The following is a 17,083-nucleotide window of genomic DNA, read 5'->3' on the forward strand; positions in this document are numbered from 1 at the left end:
GTCACTGGAAGTACTCGGGCCTGCTCACGAAGGTCTCGGTGACGAACATCACCCCGCTCCGGGTGGTGAGGAGCTCCTTCGCCGCGCCGATCAGGTCGTCCGCGCGCTCGGGCGGGAGGACGGTGATCAGCATCGTGAGGGTGTCGTAGTCGTTGAACAGCAGCGCGCCCGAGTGCGGGCCGTGATGGCCGAGGCCCGACACTCCGGACACCGCGGTGTAGCCCGTCGCGCCGGACGCGGTGATCAGCGATCGGATGGGGGCGGCATCCTTTCCGGGCACGACGATCTCGACTTTGATCATCTTGGTGAGTCCGTGCATCACGGGGTCTCCGTTCTCGTGAGGGTGGGGGTCGCGGTAGGGGTTGGGTCCGGTGTCGTGGTGGGCGTGGGCGCCCAGCCGAGGGCGGTGTAGGTCCGCCAGGGGTCATCGGCGGTGGAGCGCGCGGTGAGGCTGATCCACTCGTTGTCGAACAGGTCGCGGAGCACCTGGTTGCCCGACACGATCGCCGACACCCGGTCGATCGGCGCCTGGACGATGACGCTCAGGCGGAGCGGCTCGTGCAGCAGCTCGTCGCCCACGGCGACGGACTGGCGGGGGAGCCCGCGCCGCAGGTCGCCGCTGTGCCCGGCGAGCACACCGATGCCGCCGATGGCGTTGTGGATCGTCTTCGTGCCCGCACCCAGGGTGTCGGGGTTGAGGGTCGAGAAGTAGTACTGGTGGTTGATCCACTGGGCGACGACGACCGGGGCGGTGAGGATCGTCTCGAGCCCCGTGCCTTCCGGGTCGAGGGCGGCGTCGTACGAGTGCAGGAAAACCCGCCGGCGCAGGTTCGCGCTCTGGGTCATCTCGCGCGGGCCGATGATCATCGCCGCGTTCCCGGCGAGACCGAGCTCGGGATACACCTCCGCCCAGTCGTGGGCGCGCGCCCGGAGCTTCGCGAGCGAGTCCATCGGGTCGGCACCGGGAAGGTCGGCGGCGCGCTCGCGGACGAGGCCATCGGCCGCGGCATCCGCCCGGGTGGTGAAGTCGTCGACGAGGGTCGCGTGCGTGTCGGGAATGAGGTGCCGATCGAGGATCGTGACGCGGTCGGCGACGGTGTCGTGGAGGGCCGCGACGAAGTGGGTGCCGGCGGGGATCTCGAGGCCCCGCGTGGCGAGGATCTCGCGCACCTCGGGGTCGTTGAAGATCTCGGCCGCGGCCCGGGCGTTCACCGCCCCCGGGTTGCCGCCGCACGCACCGCAGTCGAACGCTGCCTGGTAAAGGTTGTTCGTGCTGACCGAGCCGTGCCCGGCGAGGACGACCAGCGGCGCGAACCGCCCGAGCCCCATCATCCGGAGCCCCGCCTCGGCGAGCGTCGCGCGCTCCTCGACGGTGACCGCCGCCGCGATCGTGACGCGCGAGTCGACAGGCGGGGCGATGCGGTCGCGCCACCGGCGGGTCAGCGTGTGATGCAGCGTCGGGGCGAGGGTGCGGACCACCGACGACACCCCGAACAGGAACCCCGTCGCCTCCGCGAGCGCGAACGGGGTCGCCGTGGCGTTCTCGGTCACGTGCAGCGAGTGGGATGCGGCATCCAGCGCCCGGAGGCCGCGCGTGCGGGCGCGCGCCCGGTCGGCATCCGCGGGCTCCTCCGTGACGGCGTGCTTCGGCTGCAGCAGCGCCGGGAGCGAGTCGATCGAGCCGCGACCCTCATACGTCGCGAAGCGGACCGGGACGCCGAAGAACCCGGCGAACCCGAACGTCTCGATGCCGGCATCCGTCTCGAGGTGCCGCCGGAGTCCCTCGGACCGCGGGTCGATGCACAGCACCACCTGCGTATGCGGGGCGGTGGGCGCGAGGGGGTGCGGTGTCAGCGACGCAAGGACGTCGCGGCGGTAGTGGCCCTCGTACGCCGCCTGCCACGTGAACGGGTGATCGGCGAGCGGATGCAGGGCGAGCAGCCGCGCGAGCGTCGCGACATCGGCGGGTGCCGCCTCGGGGGCGAGCGTGTCGGCGAGGCGCCCGGCGCGGGCGTGGACCTCGGCGCCGGGCGTCGGCGTGGGCGCGGTCGTGGCGGCGTCGGGGTCGGCGTCGAGCTGGGCCTCAATCGGGGGGAGGTCGAGGAGGAGGCGGACGGTGAGCCGCACCGCGAGGTACTCGGTGAGGTCGATGTCGCCGTCGTGCTCGCCGCGCCACTTCAGGTAGCCCGTCCATCCGGGGAGGGCGGCGAGCTCGGCCTTCAGGAGCGCGACGCGGTCGGCGTCGTGCGTGCCCCACGCGGTGAAGCATGCGGCGATCGCCGCCGAGGCCTGCTCGGGGGCATCCCGAAGCCGGCGCCGCGCGGGCCGCGACATCCGCGGGTCGTGAGTCGCGAGTGCGCGCCACGCGGCATAGAAGCCCCGGTCGCGCTCGGGGAGCTGCCACTGCGGGTCGGGGTCGAGGAAGGCGGCGAGCCACGGGACGACGAGGTCGGCGACCGGGTCGGTCGGGGTGGCTGGCGCCGGCGCGGGTGGGGCGTCGGCGTGGAGCATGTCCTCGATCAGGACGTCGTCGGGCGAGAGATGGGCGAGGGCGCCGGTGAACGGGGGTACCTCCCGCAGCTCTGCTCCGCGTGCCCGGAGGGCCAGGACGAGGTCGTCGCGCGTGATGCGTCCGGAAGCGAACGCGGCGCGGTACGCCTCGACGGGCAGGGTGAGATGCGTGCCGCGCGCCGCCGCGTGATCGAAGCGCGTCGCCTCGTACGGCGCGAGCGGGTTCGTGGCGATGAACGACGCGATGGGCCAACCGGCGACGGTGTCGCGGGCAGCCTGCGCCACCTGCGCCTGGACGAGCAGGGTCATCGTGCGACCTCCTTCGTGAGTGACGGGGTGCGCGGGCGGGTCGCGCCGCCCGGGTCGGGGGTGGGGACGGTGGATGCCGCGAGGGCGCGGGCGTACACCGCGGACGAGAGGGCCGGGGCGAACCGCGGTGAGCGACTCATCAGCTCGATGGCCATGAGGAGCGCCGCGGGGATGACCAGCAGCCACGGCGACGGCGCCTGCGTCCCGGTCGGGGTGGGGATCAGCTGCTCGAACCAGCCGACGGCGGCGATGTACGACAGACCGAGGGCCGCGACGACCACGGCCGCCGCGGCGACGGTGCGCAGCGACATCCGTCTCCGGAGTCCCGCGGCGACCGCGACGATCGCGGTGCACGCGAGGAAGGCGAGCAGGGCGAGGCTCACCGGGGTCGTCGCGGGAGCGATCACGGCCTTGCCGACGGCCAGGACGCCGATCGTCAGCGCGGAGCCGATGAGGACGGCCGCGGTGGTGGTCTTCGCGGATGCGGGGGACGGGGCCGGCCACGCGCGCTTCTCGGCACCCGCGGCCACACCGGTGCCGGCGGAGAGGAACAGGGTCGACTTGTACAGACCGTGCGCGACGAGGTGGAACACCGCCGCGGCGAAGGCGCCGAGCCCGACGGCCATCATCATGAAGCCCATCTGCCCCGCGGTGGAATGGACCAGCCGGCCCTTCACGTCGGTCTTCACCAGGCGGAGCACCGTGGCGTACACGAGCGTCGCCGCGCCGGTAGCGAAGACCACCGCCATCGCCACCGCCGCCGGGGCGACCAGAGGCGAGAACCGGATCAGCAGGATCGCGCCGGCGTTCACCACCCCGGCGTGCAGGAGCGCGGAGACGGGCGTCGGCGCCGACAGCGTGGCCGGCAGCCAGCGGTGGAAGGGGATCTGCGCCGAGCGGCCGAGAGCGGCGATCACCACGAGGAGCGCGAGGATCACCGCGGTGGCGTCCGGAAGGGCGGCCGCGACGGTGGCGAGGTCGTCGAGGCGGGCGTCCCCGCCCGCCGTGACAACCAGGACGACGGCCGCGATCACGAGGGGTGTGTCGGCGAGCGCGAAGCTCCACGCCGCACGCCGCACGCCCTGGCGCGCCTGCGGCAGTGAGCGGTAGGTGGCGAGCAGCAGGACGAGCGAGAGGCCCGCGGCGACCCAGGCGAGGGTGAAGACCACCACCGTCTGCGCCGTGACGAGCGCCGCGGTGCTGCCGGTCAGCGCCCCGGCCCACACGGCGAACCACCGCTGCCGCAGATCGCCCCGGAGGTAGCGCAGGGCGTACGCCTGGATGAGCGCGCTCAGGCCCAGCACGAGGATCAGCATCACGTGGGCGAGCGCATCAGCGGGCCCGCCGGGGGAGGTGAGGCCGAGGGTCGCGGCGAGCCCGGCCGCGACGGCGGCGACCGTTCCGCCGCCGGCGGCCCACGCGGCGGCGCGCGCCCCGAGGCCGGCCGGTCGAAGGGCGGCGGCCAGGACCGCGCCGACCCACGGTGTGGCCAGCGCGACGACGATCAACACCAGTTCCATCAGACGCCTTTCATGACCGGATACTCAAAACACGAAAAACATAGCAGGTTTTGATAGTCGTGTTTTCACCATCCGGTCTCAGAGGGCGCGCGGGTAGGCTGAGCGGATGGCGCAGTGGACCTTCCTGACCAACCACGCGCACGTGCTGCTGTGCGTGGCGGCGAATCCGGAGATCCTGCTGAAGGACATCGCGACCCTCGTCGGCGTGACCGAGCGCGCCGCGCTCCGCATCGTCGGCGAGCTGGAGGCCGAGGGTTACCTCTCCCGTGAGCGGGTCGGCCGGCGCAACGTCTACCGGCTGAACCCGGACCGACCGCTCCGGCATCCGCTCGACAAGGGGCGCCACATCGGCGAGCTCCTCGAGGCGTTCGCTGCCGAGCCGGTCGACCCGGACGGCGCGGCGTAGCGGTACTCCCGTCGGCTATGCGGCGGTGACGGTGTCGCGCCCGCGCACGCGGACGTTGAGCCGCTCCGACATCACCAGGCCCAGCGCCACGAGGAGCAGGATGTAGACGGGGAAGATCCCCAGCCCCGTCACGGCGGCGATCGCCCCGAACAGGGGTGGGGCGAGGGTCGATCCGGCGTAGGCCGCCGCCATCTGGATGCCGATGACGGCCTGCGAGTTCTCGCGGCCGAAGTTCACCGGGGTGGAGTGGATGATCGCCGGATAGATGGGGGCGGACCCGAGGCCCGCGACGACGAGTCCGACGAGGGCGACGGCGTCCGTCCCCACCGGGAGGGCGAGCATCACCGCGCCCACCCCGACCGCGATGAACCCGCCGCGGATCATCCACCGGTCGCCGATCCGATCGGCGACGAACCCGGCGAGGAACCGCCCCGCCGTGATCCCGAGCACGAACAGCGAGGCGAAGGCGGCGGCGGTGGCCGGGGAGACCCCGCGATCGGCGACGAGGTAGCTCGACGCCCACAGGATCGCGGTGGTCTCCAGCGCGCAGTACGCGAAGAACGCCGCGAGGATGAGCGGTACTCCCGGGATCCGCACCGCGCGGGACAGCGGGACGTGCGCGCGCGCCGGGGCGGGGGAGGACTCGGCGGTTTCGGCATCTGCGGCATCCGTTGACTCCGGCGGGCGGACGGGGTTCACCTTCCCCCACAGGGGGATGCTCGACAGCAGCGCGAGGGTCAGCGCCACCTGGATGACACCGATGATCAGGTACGCGCTCGTCCACCCGAGCCCGGCGGTGAGCGACCAGCTCATGACGAACGGACTGATCGACGCCCCGAGTCCCCAGCACGCGTGCAGCCAGTTCATGTGGCGGGCGGCGTAGTGCACGGCCACGTAATTGTTCAGCGCCGCGTCCACCGCGCCGGCACCCAGGCCGTACGGGATCGCCCAGAGGCACAGCATCCAGAACTCTCCGCTGACCGAGAAGCCGATGAGCGCCGCCGCCGTCATCCCCACGCTGACCGCGGTCACGAGGCCGACGCCGAACCGGCGCGTCACCCGCTCGGAGGCGAGCGAGGAGAAGATCGTGCCACCGGCGATGATCATGGTCAGGATGCCGGCGACGCCGATCGGCACATCGAGGTCGCGGTGCATGACCGGCCAGCCCGCGCCGATGAGCGAGTCGGGCAGCCCGAGGCTGATGAAGGCGATGTAGATGATCGCCAGAAGGAGCGAGTACACGGCGCGTGCGGGCCTTTCCTGGGGGCGCGGGGGAGCGGTCCGCGCGACGGTTCCCGATCGTACACAGACGCCCACGCATCCGATCGAGCCGCAACCCCGCCGCGACAAGCTCGAGGCCGCGCGGCCGATCATCCCACCCGGGTTCGCATCGCGGCGGCGATGCGCGCGTCGAGATCGTCGAGCTCGGCCATGAGATCGACGGCCGCCCAGACGCGGTCCCGCTTGCGTCCGGTGATCTCCTGGACCACCCCCGCTCCTTCCAGGCGATCGAGGGCGGAGTAGAGCCGAGGCGATACCGGGCCCGCGATGCGTTCGATCTCGGCGACGCCCATCACCGGGTTGTCGAAGAAGGCGGGAATCAGCCGGGCGGCCATCGATCCCCGCCGGGCGTCGGCCTGCATCTCCCACCGCCCGGGGAGGCGAGCGATCCTCTGCACCGACACGCGCCCCTCTTCTGCCGCGACGACCGCCGAGCGGAGCATCAGCTCGAGGAGCGGCCGCACGCTCCCGCGTCGGTAGCTCCCGAGCGCGTCGAAGTACTCGTCGCGTCGGGCGAGCAGGCCGCTGGCCACGGGCACCACCGTCCGCGAGGTGACGCCCCGGCGCCGGAGTATCGCGCCGATCAGGGCGCGACCCGTCCGACCGTTGCCGTCCCCGAAGGGATGGATCGACTCGAACTGCGCGTGCGCGATCGTCGCCTGTGCGAGCGTCGGCAGATCGTCCCTGTTCGCGAACGCGAGCAGGTCGTCGAGTAGCTCGGGAACGCGTGCGTGGTCGGGGGGAACGTACAGAGCCGAGCGAGGGCTGTGGTCGCTGCCGCCGATCCAGTTCTGGCTGTCACGGATGCTTCCTGCGTACGGGCCCTCGCTCGGGTCGTCCCGCATCAGCGCCCTGTGGGCGAGAAGGATGTCGTCGCGGGTGATCGCTCCGTTCTCGCCCGCTGCCGCGATCATCGTCGACAGAGCGGAGCTGGCCGCGACCATGCTCATCGCCGAGGAGTTCGACCTCTGGCCGGCCAGGGCGCGCGCGAAGTCCTCGACGCTCGCCGAGACGCGCTCGATCCGGGAGGATGCGACCGACTCGCTGCGGATCATGAATCGCGCCATGGCTGCCGGCTGGTGTGCCGCCTCGCTGTCCATGGCGCCGAGAGCCACGAGGGCACGCTCGCTCAGTCCGGTGAGATCCGCAGGGACGGCGTAGTCGAGATCCGCGATGAACGGCGGGACGGAGGTCGTCACCTCGGTGAGGGTGCGGTCCTCGCGACTTCCTCCACGGCGCTCTTGGCGCCAGGGAACGACGTCATGACCGTGCGGGGGCCAATCGCCCGTCCCGGCCCCGTAGCCCGTCATCTCGCCCTCCACTGTTTCCCTTTACAGGGTACAAGTGGAAATAGTGCGATGGATAGTTCTGATTTGCTACGCGGCGCTGACGGTGACGCGGTCCTTGCCGGCGCGCTTGGCGTCGTACATGGCGGCATCCGCCCGGACGAGCAGCTGCGCACCGGTCTCGAGGGTGTCGACGGCGGGGTCGTACAGCGACAGGCCCACGCTGACGGATGCCGAGATGACGCCGCTCGGCACGGCGATGGGCTTCCGACAGACGGCGAGGATCCGCTCGGCGATCGCTTCGGCCGCGATCGCGTCGGTGCCCGGGCAGAGCGCGACGAACTCGTCGCCGCCGATGCGGCCGACGACGTCGCCGGCGCGGACACCCTCGCGCAGACGCGTGGCGAGCTCGATCAGGACCATGTCGCCGGTGGCGTGCCCGAACGAGTCATTGATGCTCTTGAAATCGTCGATGTCGAGGAACAGCACCGCGAGTGGATCGCCCGCCGTCGTCGCAGTGACCAGAGCCTCGTCGAGCGTGAGCTGCAGCAGCTGGCGGTTCGCGACGCCGGTGAGCTGGTCGTGGAGGGCCAGCACCGCGAGTCGGCGCTGGAGACGCACGCGCTGCAGGGTCTGCGACGCCTGACGGCCGAGCGCCTGCTGCAGGTCGAAGAAGTGGGCGTCGAAGTCGGTGCGGGCGGCGAAGAAGCACACGAGCACGCCCAGGCGCTCGCCCTCGGCCGACAGCGGCATGACGCTGAGGCTCGCGAGCTCCTCGTTCCTGAGTGCACGGGCGACGTCGGGGAAGTTCTCATCGTCGTCGTGGACGACGGTGACGAGGGTGGTCTCACGCAGCTCCCGGACGGGCGCGACCTTGCCCTCGAGCGGGTTCGCGCCGGCGACCAGCGCCAGCTCGCCGTCGTCGTCGAGGAGGAGCACCGCGGTGTCGCGCGCGGAGAGCGCCTCGCGCGCGACGGCGGCGAAGGTCTGCGCGACGTCCTCGTCGGTGGCGCTCACCCCGAACGCCGTCGACACCTCCTGCAGGATCCGCACGCGCTGCGCGGACTCCTCGGCGATCCGGCGGGCGGTGACGAGCTCGCGCTCGTACTGCACGCGCCCGGTGGCGTTGAGGATCGCGAAGCGGATCAGCGCGGCATCCTCGTCCCGAGCGGCGTTGACGAGCACGGGCAGATCCTCACCGGCCGTCGTGCGGATGGTCAGCGACACCTCTTCGACCGCGCCTTGAAGGTGCAGGAGCTGGCGGTGCCGGGTCTCGAAGAACATCTGTCCGCCGCGGTCGAGCAGCAGGGTGAACGGCTGACCGATCAGCTGGGCGCGCTCGTATCCGGTCCACCGGAGCAGCGTCTCGTTGACGTCGACGATGGTTCCGTCGAGGTGAGTCGAGATGAGGCCGCAGGGTGCCTGGTCGTACCACGCGGCATCCGTCGTACTCATGTCATGAACTCCCGGATGCTGCGGACCACCTGGTCGGGGGCGGAAAGGATCGGCACGTGGCCGGTCGTGTCCAGTTCAACGTACCGGCTCGCGGGGATCGATTCGTGGACATAGCGGCCGACTGCGGGCGGCGCGATGGCGTCCTGCCGGGTCTGCAGCACGAGGGTGGAGACCGACACGCGACCGAGGTCATCGCGGTTGTCGGAGGTGAAGGTCACCCGGGCGAAGTGCGCCGCGATCGCGGGGTCGACACGGCAGAAGCTGTCGGTCAGCCGGTCGCCGAGCGCCGGGCGGTCGGGCGTGCCCATGATCATCGGCGCGGTCTGCCGCGACCAGTCGAGGTGGTTCGCCTCCAGCGACTCGAGGAGCGCGGTGATGTCGTGCGGTTCGAACCCGCCCTGGTAGGAGCCGTCGTTGAGGTAGCACGGTGAGGGGCTCACGAGGACGAGTCGGCGAAACCGCTCGGGCGCGCGGTTGGCGGCGAGAACGCCGATGGTCGACCCGACGGAGTGGCCGACGAAGGTGACCTCGGCCACATCGAGGGTCTCGAGGATCTCGACGACGTCGGCGGCGTACCCCTCGAGGGAGTTGTACTTCACCCGGTCGTACGCGTTCCAGTCCGAGTTGCCCGCGCCGACGTGGTCGAACACGACGACGCGGTGGTCGGCTTCGAAGTGCGGGGCGACGAGGTTCCAGGTCTCCTGACTGCATCCGAAACCGTGCGCGAAGACGATGGTCGGCCCGGCCACGTCGCCGGTGATGGTGACGTTGTTGCGGAGCAGGGGATCGCCGCTGGGCGCTGCGGAGGTGAAGTCGACTTCCGTGATGGTCATGACGATCGTCTCTCTACCCAACTCGGAGAGACGCACGGTGCGTCCGACGGGTCACGTGGGATTCACTGTACGCGGTGGCACCTGACCGTCGCCGCTTACGCGACCGCGATCAGTCGGGCCATCTCGTCGCGGGGGACGGGACGGCTCCAGAGGTAGCCCTGGCCGCGGTCGCAGCCGAGCTGGCGCATCCGCTGCAGCTGTGCCGTGGTCTCGACGCCCTCGGCGACGGTGCGGAGCTCGGCGTCGCGGGCGAAGGCGACGGCCTTCGCGATCTGCGCCGTGGTCTCGGGGGAGTCGTCGCCGGTCAGGTGGCGATCGATCTTCAGCTCGGTCGCGTGCAGGCGGCGAGCCTGCGCGAGTGACGCATGGCCCGCGCCGAAATCGTCGATCGCGATGCCCACGCCGTGCCTCCGAAGGCGGTCCAAGCGGGCGACGAGCGGCGGGACGTCGCCCAGGTCGCGGCCCTCGGTGATCTCCACCGTCAGTCGCTTCGCGGGGTGACGGAGGCGTGCCAGCGAGTCCTCGAGCCAGAGGGTGAACTCCGCACTCTCCAACTGCACCGGAGACACGTTCACCGAGATGTCGATGCCCCACTCGCCGATCGCTTCGAGCGCGTGCTCGGTCATGCACTGACCGATCTCGTCGATGACGCCGATCTCTTCGGCCAGCGGGATGAAGTCGTTCGGACGGACGAGGCCCCACTCCGGGTGGTCCCACCGACACAGCACTTCGGCGCCCACCAGACGGTAGGTGCGCAAGTCGTACTGCGGCTGGAACCAGGGCACCATTTCGCCACGGTCGACGGCGCCCTGGAGGGCGTCGGACATCTCGGCGGTTCGCGTCATGGTGGATTCAACCTCGGCTCCGGCCTCGGCCGCGCAGGGTGCGGGTGCGGAAGCGTGGAACCAGATTCGCAGTCACCGCGGATCGGTGTTGCGTCTTGACGCGGAGGCGAGGAGGAGGTAGCGGGGCTGGCTTCGGGGGGTTTGGGGCGCGTTCCTGACGTTGGGGCGCGGAATGTGCGCCCCAACGTCGCAAACGCGCCCCGAACCAGCGGCACACGCGTGGCCGCGTACACAAAATCGCGCGCGGGCGGCATCCGTTCGGATATCGCCCGCGCGCGGCGCGGCATGACTGCGGGTGTGTGTCAGGCCTTCTTGCGGCCGAAGATGAGGCCGTAGATCAGCAGGACGATGAGCGATCCACCGATCGCCAGCGCCCAGGTGGAGAGCGAGAAGAACTCATTCAGGCTGACGCCGAAGATGAGTCCGCCGAGCCATCCGCCGAGGAGGGCTCCGACGACGCCGAGGATCAGCGTGATGAACCAGCCGCCGCCCTGCTTGCCCGGGAGGATCAGCTTGGCGATCGCGCCGGCGAGAAGTCCGAGGATGAGGAATCCGATGAATCCCATGGTGTTGCTCCTTGTGATGTGCCTGGTAGGTGGTGCGGGTGCTGCGGTGCTGCTGCGGACGGATGCCGCGTGTCAGCGGCTCATGCGACGGGCGATGCCCGAAGCGACGACCGCGATGGCGACCGCGCCGATGACCTTCGTCAGCGTCGGGTGGTCCTTCACGAAGCCGGTCGCCTTGTCGATCACGGTGTCGACGGTGTCGTTCTTGCCCTTCAGGGCATCGGCGGCGTCGGAGATCCGGTCGGCGACCTTCGCTCCGGCATCCGCCATGTCGTCGCCGAACGACTCGGTCGACGCGGCCGCGTCACGGGCGGCCTTGCGGATGCTGTCCTTGGCGGTGGCGATGGTGTTGTCTGCGTTGGTCATGATGCTCCTCAGCTGAACTTCTTCTTGAGCTTCTTGGACTTCTTCTCGAGGTCCTTCGTGGTGCGCTTGTACTTCTTGGCGAGCTTCTTCGCCTGACGCTCGCGCTCCTTGCGGACCTCGGGGTCGTTCCAGCGGCCGAGGGCGTACGCGCCGAGCGCGACGACGCCGACGATGATGATGGTGTTGCGCATGGGTGGTGCTCCTTGTGTCAGTTGAGGCGCCGCTGGTCGTGCGCCAGGCGGGCCCGGAGTCCGGAATGGACCGAGATGTAGGTCGGCAGCTGCCGACCGGTGAGGGCGGCGAGGTTCGAGACCAGCTGGTCGACCGTCTCGGCGACGGCGACCGGCGAGGTGTTCTGCCGCGGCGTGACGCTCACGTGCAGCACCGGCTGCTTCTTGATCTCGCTGGCGGTCACCTTCGCGGTGAGGATCTCGTCGCGCTCGGTGAGGGCGTTTCTCAGGAGGTCGCTGGCGAACCCCTCGGTCACGGTGACGCGACCCGCCTCGCCGTTCGAGCCGGTGGCGCCGAAGGCGGTCTGGCGACGGCCGCGGACGCCCCGGACGACGAGCGTGATCAGCAGGGCGATCAGCAGGACGAAGGCGGCGAGGAGGGCCACGGCCACCCAGGTCAGCTGCGTGCCGGCGATCTGCGTGGACTCCCACGCGCCGGTGGCCCACTGCTGCACGGCCTCGGCTGAGGTGGCCCACGTGTCGGCGACGACGGGAACGGATGCCGCGGTGGCGACGATTCCGCCGATGCCCACCAGGACGATCCCGAGGATCAGCAGGACGATGCGGTTGAGGGCTCGATTGGTGCTGTTCATCGCACGACCTCTTCCTTCTTCTGCTCGACCCGCACCGAGGTGCGGACGGCCGGGGCGAGCCCGTACGACTGGAGCTCGGCATCCGTCACTCGACGGATCTCGTCACGGTCGATCTGTTCGCCGAACCCGGGGGTGATGGTCACGTCGACCCGGCGGTGGGCGACGCCCACCCGCACCTGGTCGCGCATGAGGCCGGTGTTCTCGCTGATGCGCTGGGCGACGGATGCCGCGATCACGCCGTTGTCGGCCACGATCGCGCGGTCCTCGCGCGCGTCACCCGCGGGGGTGAGCGCGTGCTTGGGGAGGCGCCCGGGCTTCACCGCGAGAACGATGAGGATCAAGCCGATGAGGGCCATCACCACGCCTACGGCGATGCTGATGCCGGCCGGGACGTCGGTGGGAAGACCCACGACACCCGTGAACGCGGCCGCCGGGCCGAGGAGCAACGCGGGCTGACCGAGGACGCTCAGGACGATCTCGGTGCCGACGTAGACGAGCGCGAGGATCACCACGATCACCGCGACGATCATCGCGACCGTGCGGGGCGAGTGGGTCTCGCGGCGCACGACCCGTCGGAGGACGGGACTGCTCATCGGACTCTCCTTCTGGTGGGGGTGACGGCACCGGTGATGGTGACGTCGACCCGGACGACGTTGCGGCCGAGGATCTCGGCGAGGCGATGCGCGACATCCGTCTGCACCTCCGCCGCCCGGTCGAGGACCGGGCCGGCGGCGGCGATCGCAGCGGTGTCGTCGAGCGGCGGGACCGGGAACGGGGACCGCAGCTGCACCCCGAGGGCTCCGCGGGAGCCGCTCACGGTGGCGCTGACCTGGTCCCGGTCCACGCCGATGATCGATGCGGCAACCGCCTCGGTGACCTTCTGAGTCACCCGGTCACGGACGACGATCCGGCCCGGGGCGGCCCCGCTCACGACGACCGGCGTCCGGTCAGGGCGTCGGTCAGTCCGCGGACATCGACCTTGCCGGAGGCGAAACGTCCGACCAGCGCGCCGACTCCCATGAACAGGGCGACCAGGAGGAAGCCCCAGAAGCCGAACACGAGCGCGGCGAACGCGAGGACTGCGCCGATCAGGGCGCCGACGACGGTGGCGTTCACGCGACACGCGCCTCGGTGTCGTCGTCGTCGTTGTCCTCACCCGGAACGTGGATGTCGTTGACCTCGATGTTGACCTCGACGACCTCGAGGCCGGTGAGGCGGGTGATCGCACCGGCGACCGTGGAGCGGACCTCGGCGGCGACGGAGTGGATCGGCATCGGGTACTCGACGACGAGGGTGATGTCGGCCGCGGCCTGGGTCTGGCCCACCTCGACGCGGACACCCTGCGTCAAGTCGGTGGCGTTGACGGCGTCGCGGATCGCACCGAAGGCACGGGCTCCGCCGCCACCGAGCGCGTACACGCCGCGGACCTCGCGAGCTGCGATTCCGGCGACCTTTGCCACGACGGAATCGGCGATGACGGTCGAGCCGCCGTTGGTGGTCTGCGTGGTGCCGGCCGCAGCGTTCGCGCCGGCCGGACGGTCGACGCGGGTCGCGGGGGTCGCGGTGGTGACCTCGGCGGGGGTCGGGGTGGTGGCGTTCGTGGTGTCAGCCATGAATCTCTCCTCTTTCTCGTGTGATGTCTGAGGGCGCGGCGTCTGGCGCCTGCGCCTCGAAGCGGCTGTTGTTCGCTTCGGGAATAGGAGTCACCGAGGGAGGGAAACGTCACAAAAAAGTTCCCGGCCGAGGGTGGCGGCGGGAACTTTTCGCTGGTGAGAGGGGCTTTTCGAGGTTGGAAGTTTCTGTCGAGCGGGTCAGGCGGGGGCGACGGCCAGGCGCACGGCGCGGACCACCTCGGCGACCGCGGGCGTCAGCTGCTGCGACGACAGCTGGTAGGTCTGCCACGACCGGCGGTACGGGTCGATCACGTCGTTGTCGGCGGGGTCGGCGAGCGGCTCGGCCACCCCGCGGTATGCCGCGACGGCCGCGGCCATCGCGCGCACCCGGTCGCGGGGGTCGGGGCCCGCGGCATCCGCTGCCTGTGTGATCGTGGCGTCGTCGAGCTGTGCGGCCAGGCGAGCGAACTCGCGCACCGTGAACGTGTGGCGGAGGCGCCCCGGCGCGTACTCCGCGAGGGTGCGGCGGTGCTCGCGGGTCATCGCGAGGAGCAGATCGGGCTCGTCCGCCATCGCCTCGGTCAGGTAGCGGGCGCGGTGGGCGGTCGCGGATTCGAGGGGGATTCCGGCATCCGTCGCCAACTGCACGGCCTCGGGCGTCATGGTCGCGCCGGCGGCTCCGCGGGTGCCGGCGCTCGAGACGCGCGCGCCGAGCGGGGCGAGCTGCGCATCGAGCAGCAGCTGCGCGAGGGGCGAGCGGCAGATGTTGCCGGTGCACACCGTGAGGATCTCGAACATGGCGGTGTCTCCGGGGCAGGGTAGCGTGGGCGCGTGCCGGACCAGACTAGCGAGGCGATCGAGACCGACACCGCCGTGGAGGCGGGCATCGACGCGGAGACGGATGCCGGGGCCTCGCGCTCGCGGCGACGTCGCGTGCGTCGCAACGACTGGCGCCAGGGCGGGTCGACCGTCGCCCGCTGGCGCGAGGGCCTCCTCGCGATCGCGCTGTTCTCGCTCGGCGCGGGGCTGCTCGGCTCGGCCGTGATCGGCGTCGTGCTGCCGGGAGCGACCGTGCTCGCGGCGGTCGTGCTGTGGATCGCGCTCGCCGTCCCGATCGTGTGGGGCTTCGCGCGGTCGCGCCCGGCGGGGCTGCTGCGCTTCCGCGCCGTCGACCTCCTGTTCGGCGTCGTCCTCGGCGTGCTGATCCGGTTCATCCAGGGTGGCGTCGCCGCGAGCGGGGGTGACACCGCATTCCCCTCCTATGCCGTGTTCGACGGGCAGCTACCCTCGACCTGGCTCATCGTCGACGGCTTCGGCGCGGTGCTCATCGCCCCGGTGCTCGAGGAGTTCTTCTTCCACGGCGTGCTGCTCGTCGCCCTCTACACCGTGCTCCGGCGTCCGGTCGGGCGTCTGGCCGCGGGTATCGGCGCGCTGCTCGTGACGACCGGCGCGTTCGTGCTCGTCCACGGCCTCGCGGGTGCCCTCGGTGTCGACGCGATCATCGGACTCGTGCTCGTCGCCGGCGTCGGCGGCGCCCTCGTGCTCCTCACCGGCCGCATCTGGGCCGCGGTGCTCCTGCACATCACGTACAACGCGGTCTTCGTCGCGCTCGCGCTGGTCGGCACGCTCTTCGGCTGAGAGTTCCCCGGCATCCGGTGTTGTTTACCGACATGTAACACAGGCGGCATCCAGCTGCCGCTAAGGTTGGGCGTGGGCCACCGTAGTCCCGACCGTACTGATTATCGAAGTACACCTCCCCAGCAATCAGCACTCTCGAGACTCAGAGGAGTCCCATGCTCAAGAAGACAGCCGCCGCTCTTGCGGTTGCCGGCGTCATCGCGCTCGGCTCCGCAACCCCGGCATTCGCCTACCCCGTCGCCCCGGCTCCCGGGTGCACGGTCTCGCCCGCTGCGTTCACCGCGGGCGTCCCCTCCACCATCGCGTGCGTCGGCCTCCCCGCCGGACCCACCACGTTCACCGTCGTCGGCCCCGGGGTCACCCCCGGTGTGATCGCCTCGGTCGCCTCGGCTTCGGCATCCGCTTCCGCCTCGGTCACCAAGACCGCCGGCGAGGACGGCGCCGTCTCGGCCACCTTCACCCCGCCCCAGACCGCCTCGTACTCGATCACGGTTGTGGACGCCGAGGGGGCGACCGTTGTTTCCGAGACCCTTCCGGCCGCGTCCGGCACGGGCACCGGTGGCTCGGCCTCGGGTGGCGGCCTGGCCGTCACCGGAGGCTCGGTCGCCGGTGAGGTCGTCTGGCTCGGCGTCGGGGCCCTCGGCCTCGGCGGTATCGCCGTCGCTGCCGCCGTGGCACGTCGCCGCGCGGCATCCGTCGCCGGCTGACGCTTCTCGCGTTTCCGACGAAGCCCCCGGGAAAACCCCGGGGGCTTCGTCGCGCCCGGGGTGGTGCCGGAGCTTCGGCGTCGAAAACGCGGGGCGGATCGGCCCCGCGGGGTGCGGCGCGCCGCCGGGGTGTCGGCTGGGCCCGCGTTTTCGACGCGGGGCCGGGCTGCCGTGCCCGGTCTGGGTCGTCGGGGGCGGGGCCGGTCGGCGTGAAACCCCGGGGTGAAATCGACACCTCCGTGCGCGAAACAGCCCCGAAATGACCGAATCGCCCGGGGCTTTCACACGAACGGGCGGCGCCGCCGGGGGCGCGTGGCTATGATCGCGGCCATGAGCGAGCGGAGCGACGACGTATCGCCCGACGGGCGCGACGAATCGGCGAACGAGCGGGCCGACCGCAACTGGAACGAGATCCTTCAGGAACTGCGGGTGACCCAGACCGGAACCCAGCTGATCAGCGGTTTTCTGCTCGCGGTGGCGTTCCAGTCGCGGTTCGAAGACCTCGACGCCTACCAGCTCGGCCTGTACCTGACGCTGGTGGCGCTCGCCGCGACGGCGACCTTTCTAAGTCTCGTGCCGGTCGTGCTGCACCGGTCGCGGTTCCGGCGGCACCAGAAGGTCGACGTCGTCCGGATCGCCAACCGGTACCTCATCGCGAACACGGTCGTCGTGAGCCTCCTGGTCGCCGGGGTCTGCAGCCTCGTCTTCGACTTCACCCTGTCGCGCGTCGCCGGCTTCGTGGCCCTGGGCCTCGGGGTGGGGGCGGGCATCGCGTTGTGGGCCGTGACCCGGCCCGGCCCGGTGGCCTCGGCGGCGGGTGTCGACCGCTCGGTGTGAAAGCCCGGGGAGAAGTCGACACTTCCGGGCTCGAAACAGCGCCGAAGTGACCGAATCGCCCCACGGTTTCACCGGGCGCGGGAGCGC

21 protein-coding genes are annotated in these 17,083 nt (G+C 71.0%); 4 read left to right on the forward strand and 17 right to left on the reverse strand.

Annotated elements, in window-relative coordinates:
- Window position 1: 1 nt before the first annotated feature.
- The 3 genes from LTL01_RS07620 to LTL01_RS07630 are packed head-to-tail and all read right to left on the reverse strand — an operon-like array spanning window position 2 to window position 4,340.
- Window positions 2-319 (reverse strand): P-II family nitrogen regulator, encoded by a 318-nt coding sequence (locus LTL01_RS07620; protein ID WP_053548601.1) that lies wholly within the window; start codon window positions 317-319, stop codon window positions 2-4.
- Window positions 319-2,820 (reverse strand): DUF2309 domain-containing protein, encoded by a 2,502-nt coding sequence (locus tag LTL01_RS07625; RefSeq protein WP_236968060.1) that lies wholly within the window; start codon window positions 2,818-2,820, stop codon window positions 319-321. The genes LTL01_RS07620 and LTL01_RS07625 overlap by 1 nt, the downstream gene beginning before the upstream one ends.
- Window positions 2,817-4,340 carry a proton-conducting transporter transmembrane domain-containing protein gene (locus LTL01_RS07630; RefSeq protein WP_236968061.1) on the reverse strand — a complete coding sequence of 508 codons (1,524 nt, stop codon included), beginning with the start codon at window positions 4,338-4,340 and terminating at the stop codon, window positions 2,817-2,819. The genes LTL01_RS07625 and LTL01_RS07630 overlap by 4 nt, the downstream gene beginning before the upstream one ends.
- 106 nt (window positions 4,341-4,446) lie before the next feature.
- Here LTL01_RS07630 and LTL01_RS07635 point away from each other — a divergent pair, with 106 nt between their 5' ends.
- Entirely contained in the window at window positions 4,447-4,746 is a 300-nt protein-coding gene (locus LTL01_RS07635; RefSeq protein WP_236968062.1) for a helix-turn-helix transcriptional regulator, read from the forward strand.
- A 15-nt stretch (window positions 4,747-4,761) separates the two neighbouring features.
- Here the strand turns inward: LTL01_RS07635 and LTL01_RS07640 are convergent, their stop codons facing one another.
- From LTL01_RS07640 to LTL01_RS07705, 14 genes are all read right to left on the reverse strand, one after another.
- Window positions 4,762-5,988, reverse strand: coding sequence for an MFS transporter (locus LTL01_RS07640; RefSeq protein ID WP_236968063.1), 1,227 nt, complete (start codon window positions 5,986-5,988; stop codon window positions 4,762-4,764).
- Between the two features lie 128 nt (window positions 5,989-6,116).
- A complete protein-coding gene (locus LTL01_RS07645; protein ID WP_236968064.1) occupies window positions 6,117-7,226 on the reverse strand; it encodes a Fic family protein in 1,110 nt (369 codons plus the stop codon).
- 177 nt (window positions 7,227-7,403) lie between these two features.
- The gene (locus tag LTL01_RS07650; RefSeq protein WP_236968065.1) at window positions 7,404-8,768 is read right to left on the reverse strand and encodes a sensor domain-containing protein; all 1,365 of its coding nucleotides are present in this window, start codon (window positions 8,766-8,768) and stop codon (window positions 7,404-7,406) included.
- Window positions 8,765-9,601, reverse strand: coding sequence for an alpha/beta fold hydrolase (locus tag LTL01_RS07655; protein WP_236968066.1), 837 nt, complete (start codon window positions 9,599-9,601; stop codon window positions 8,765-8,767). The genes LTL01_RS07650 and LTL01_RS07655 overlap by 4 nt, the downstream gene beginning before the upstream one ends.
- A 95-nt stretch (window positions 9,602-9,696) precedes the next feature.
- A complete protein-coding gene (locus tag LTL01_RS07660) occupies window positions 9,697-10,446 on the reverse strand; it encodes an EAL domain-containing protein (protein WP_236968067.1) in 750 nt (249 codons plus the stop codon).
- Between the two features lie 302 nt (window positions 10,447-10,748).
- Complete coding sequence (locus LTL01_RS07665; protein ID WP_236968068.1) at window positions 10,749-11,012, reverse strand: GlsB/YeaQ/YmgE family stress response membrane protein; 264 nt, start codon at window positions 11,010-11,012, stop codon at window positions 10,749-10,751.
- A 72-nt stretch (window positions 11,013-11,084) separates the two neighbouring features.
- The gene (locus LTL01_RS07670) at window positions 11,085-11,378 is read right to left on the reverse strand and encodes a hypothetical protein (protein ID WP_236968069.1); all 294 of its coding nucleotides are present in this window, start codon (window positions 11,376-11,378) and stop codon (window positions 11,085-11,087) included.
- Window positions 11,379-11,386: 8 nt separating this feature from the next.
- Complete coding sequence (locus LTL01_RS07675) at window positions 11,387-11,569, reverse strand: hypothetical protein (RefSeq protein WP_236968070.1); 183 nt, start codon at window positions 11,567-11,569, stop codon at window positions 11,387-11,389.
- A gap of 17 nt (window positions 11,570-11,586) precedes the next feature.
- Window positions 11,587-12,201 (reverse strand): Asp23/Gls24 family envelope stress response protein, encoded by a 615-nt coding sequence (locus LTL01_RS07680; RefSeq protein ID WP_236968071.1) that lies wholly within the window; start codon window positions 12,199-12,201, stop codon window positions 11,587-11,589.
- Window positions 12,198-12,794 carry a DUF6286 domain-containing protein gene (locus tag LTL01_RS07685; RefSeq protein WP_236968072.1) on the reverse strand — a complete coding sequence of 199 codons (597 nt, stop codon included), beginning with the start codon at window positions 12,792-12,794 and terminating at the stop codon, window positions 12,198-12,200. The genes LTL01_RS07680 and LTL01_RS07685 overlap by 4 nt, the downstream gene beginning before the upstream one ends.
- Complete coding sequence (locus LTL01_RS07690; protein ID WP_236968073.1) at window positions 12,791-13,132, reverse strand: hypothetical protein; 342 nt, start codon at window positions 13,130-13,132, stop codon at window positions 12,791-12,793. Before LTL01_RS07690 ends, LTL01_RS07685 begins: the two co-directional genes overlap by 4 nt.
- Window positions 13,129-13,317, reverse strand: a complete 189-nt coding sequence (locus LTL01_RS07695; RefSeq protein WP_236968074.1) for a DUF2273 domain-containing protein — start codon at window positions 13,315-13,317, stop codon at window positions 13,129-13,131. Before LTL01_RS07695 ends, LTL01_RS07690 begins: the two co-directional genes overlap by 4 nt.
- On the reverse strand, window positions 13,314-13,814 hold the full coding sequence (locus LTL01_RS07700; protein ID WP_236968075.1) for an Asp23/Gls24 family envelope stress response protein: 501 nt from the start codon (window positions 13,812-13,814) through the stop codon (window positions 13,314-13,316). The genes LTL01_RS07695 and LTL01_RS07700 overlap by 4 nt, the downstream gene beginning before the upstream one ends.
- 198 nt (window positions 13,815-14,012) lie before the next feature.
- Window positions 14,013-14,612, reverse strand: coding sequence for an arsenate reductase/protein-tyrosine-phosphatase family protein (locus LTL01_RS07705; RefSeq protein WP_236968076.1), 600 nt, complete (start codon window positions 14,610-14,612; stop codon window positions 14,013-14,015).
- 33 nt (window positions 14,613-14,645) lie between these two features.
- Between LTL01_RS07705 and LTL01_RS14850 the strand changes: the two genes are divergently transcribed.
- The 3 genes from LTL01_RS14850 (at window position 14,646) to LTL01_RS07720 (ending at window position 16,996) form a co-directional block, all read left to right on the forward strand.
- On the forward strand, window positions 14,646-15,452 hold the full coding sequence (locus LTL01_RS14850; protein WP_236968077.1) for a CPBP family intramembrane glutamic endopeptidase: 807 nt from the start codon (window positions 14,646-14,648) through the stop codon (window positions 15,450-15,452).
- Between the two features lie 155 nt (window positions 15,453-15,607).
- Window positions 15,608-16,159: a hypothetical protein gene (locus LTL01_RS07715; protein WP_236968078.1), complete on the forward strand. Its 552-nt coding sequence runs from the start codon at window positions 15,608-15,610 to the stop codon at window positions 16,157-16,159.
- A 330-nt stretch (window positions 16,160-16,489) separates the two neighbouring features.
- Window positions 16,490-16,996 (forward strand): DUF6328 family protein, encoded by a 507-nt coding sequence (locus LTL01_RS07720; protein ID WP_236968079.1) that lies wholly within the window; start codon window positions 16,490-16,492, stop codon window positions 16,994-16,996.
- Window positions 16,997-17,083 lie beyond the last annotated feature (87 nt).

The organism is Microbacterium aurantiacum (genome assembly GCF_021654035.1).
In the GTDB taxonomy this organism is placed as follows: Bacteria; Actinomycetota; Actinomycetes; order Actinomycetales; family Microbacteriaceae; genus Microbacterium; species Microbacterium aurantiacum.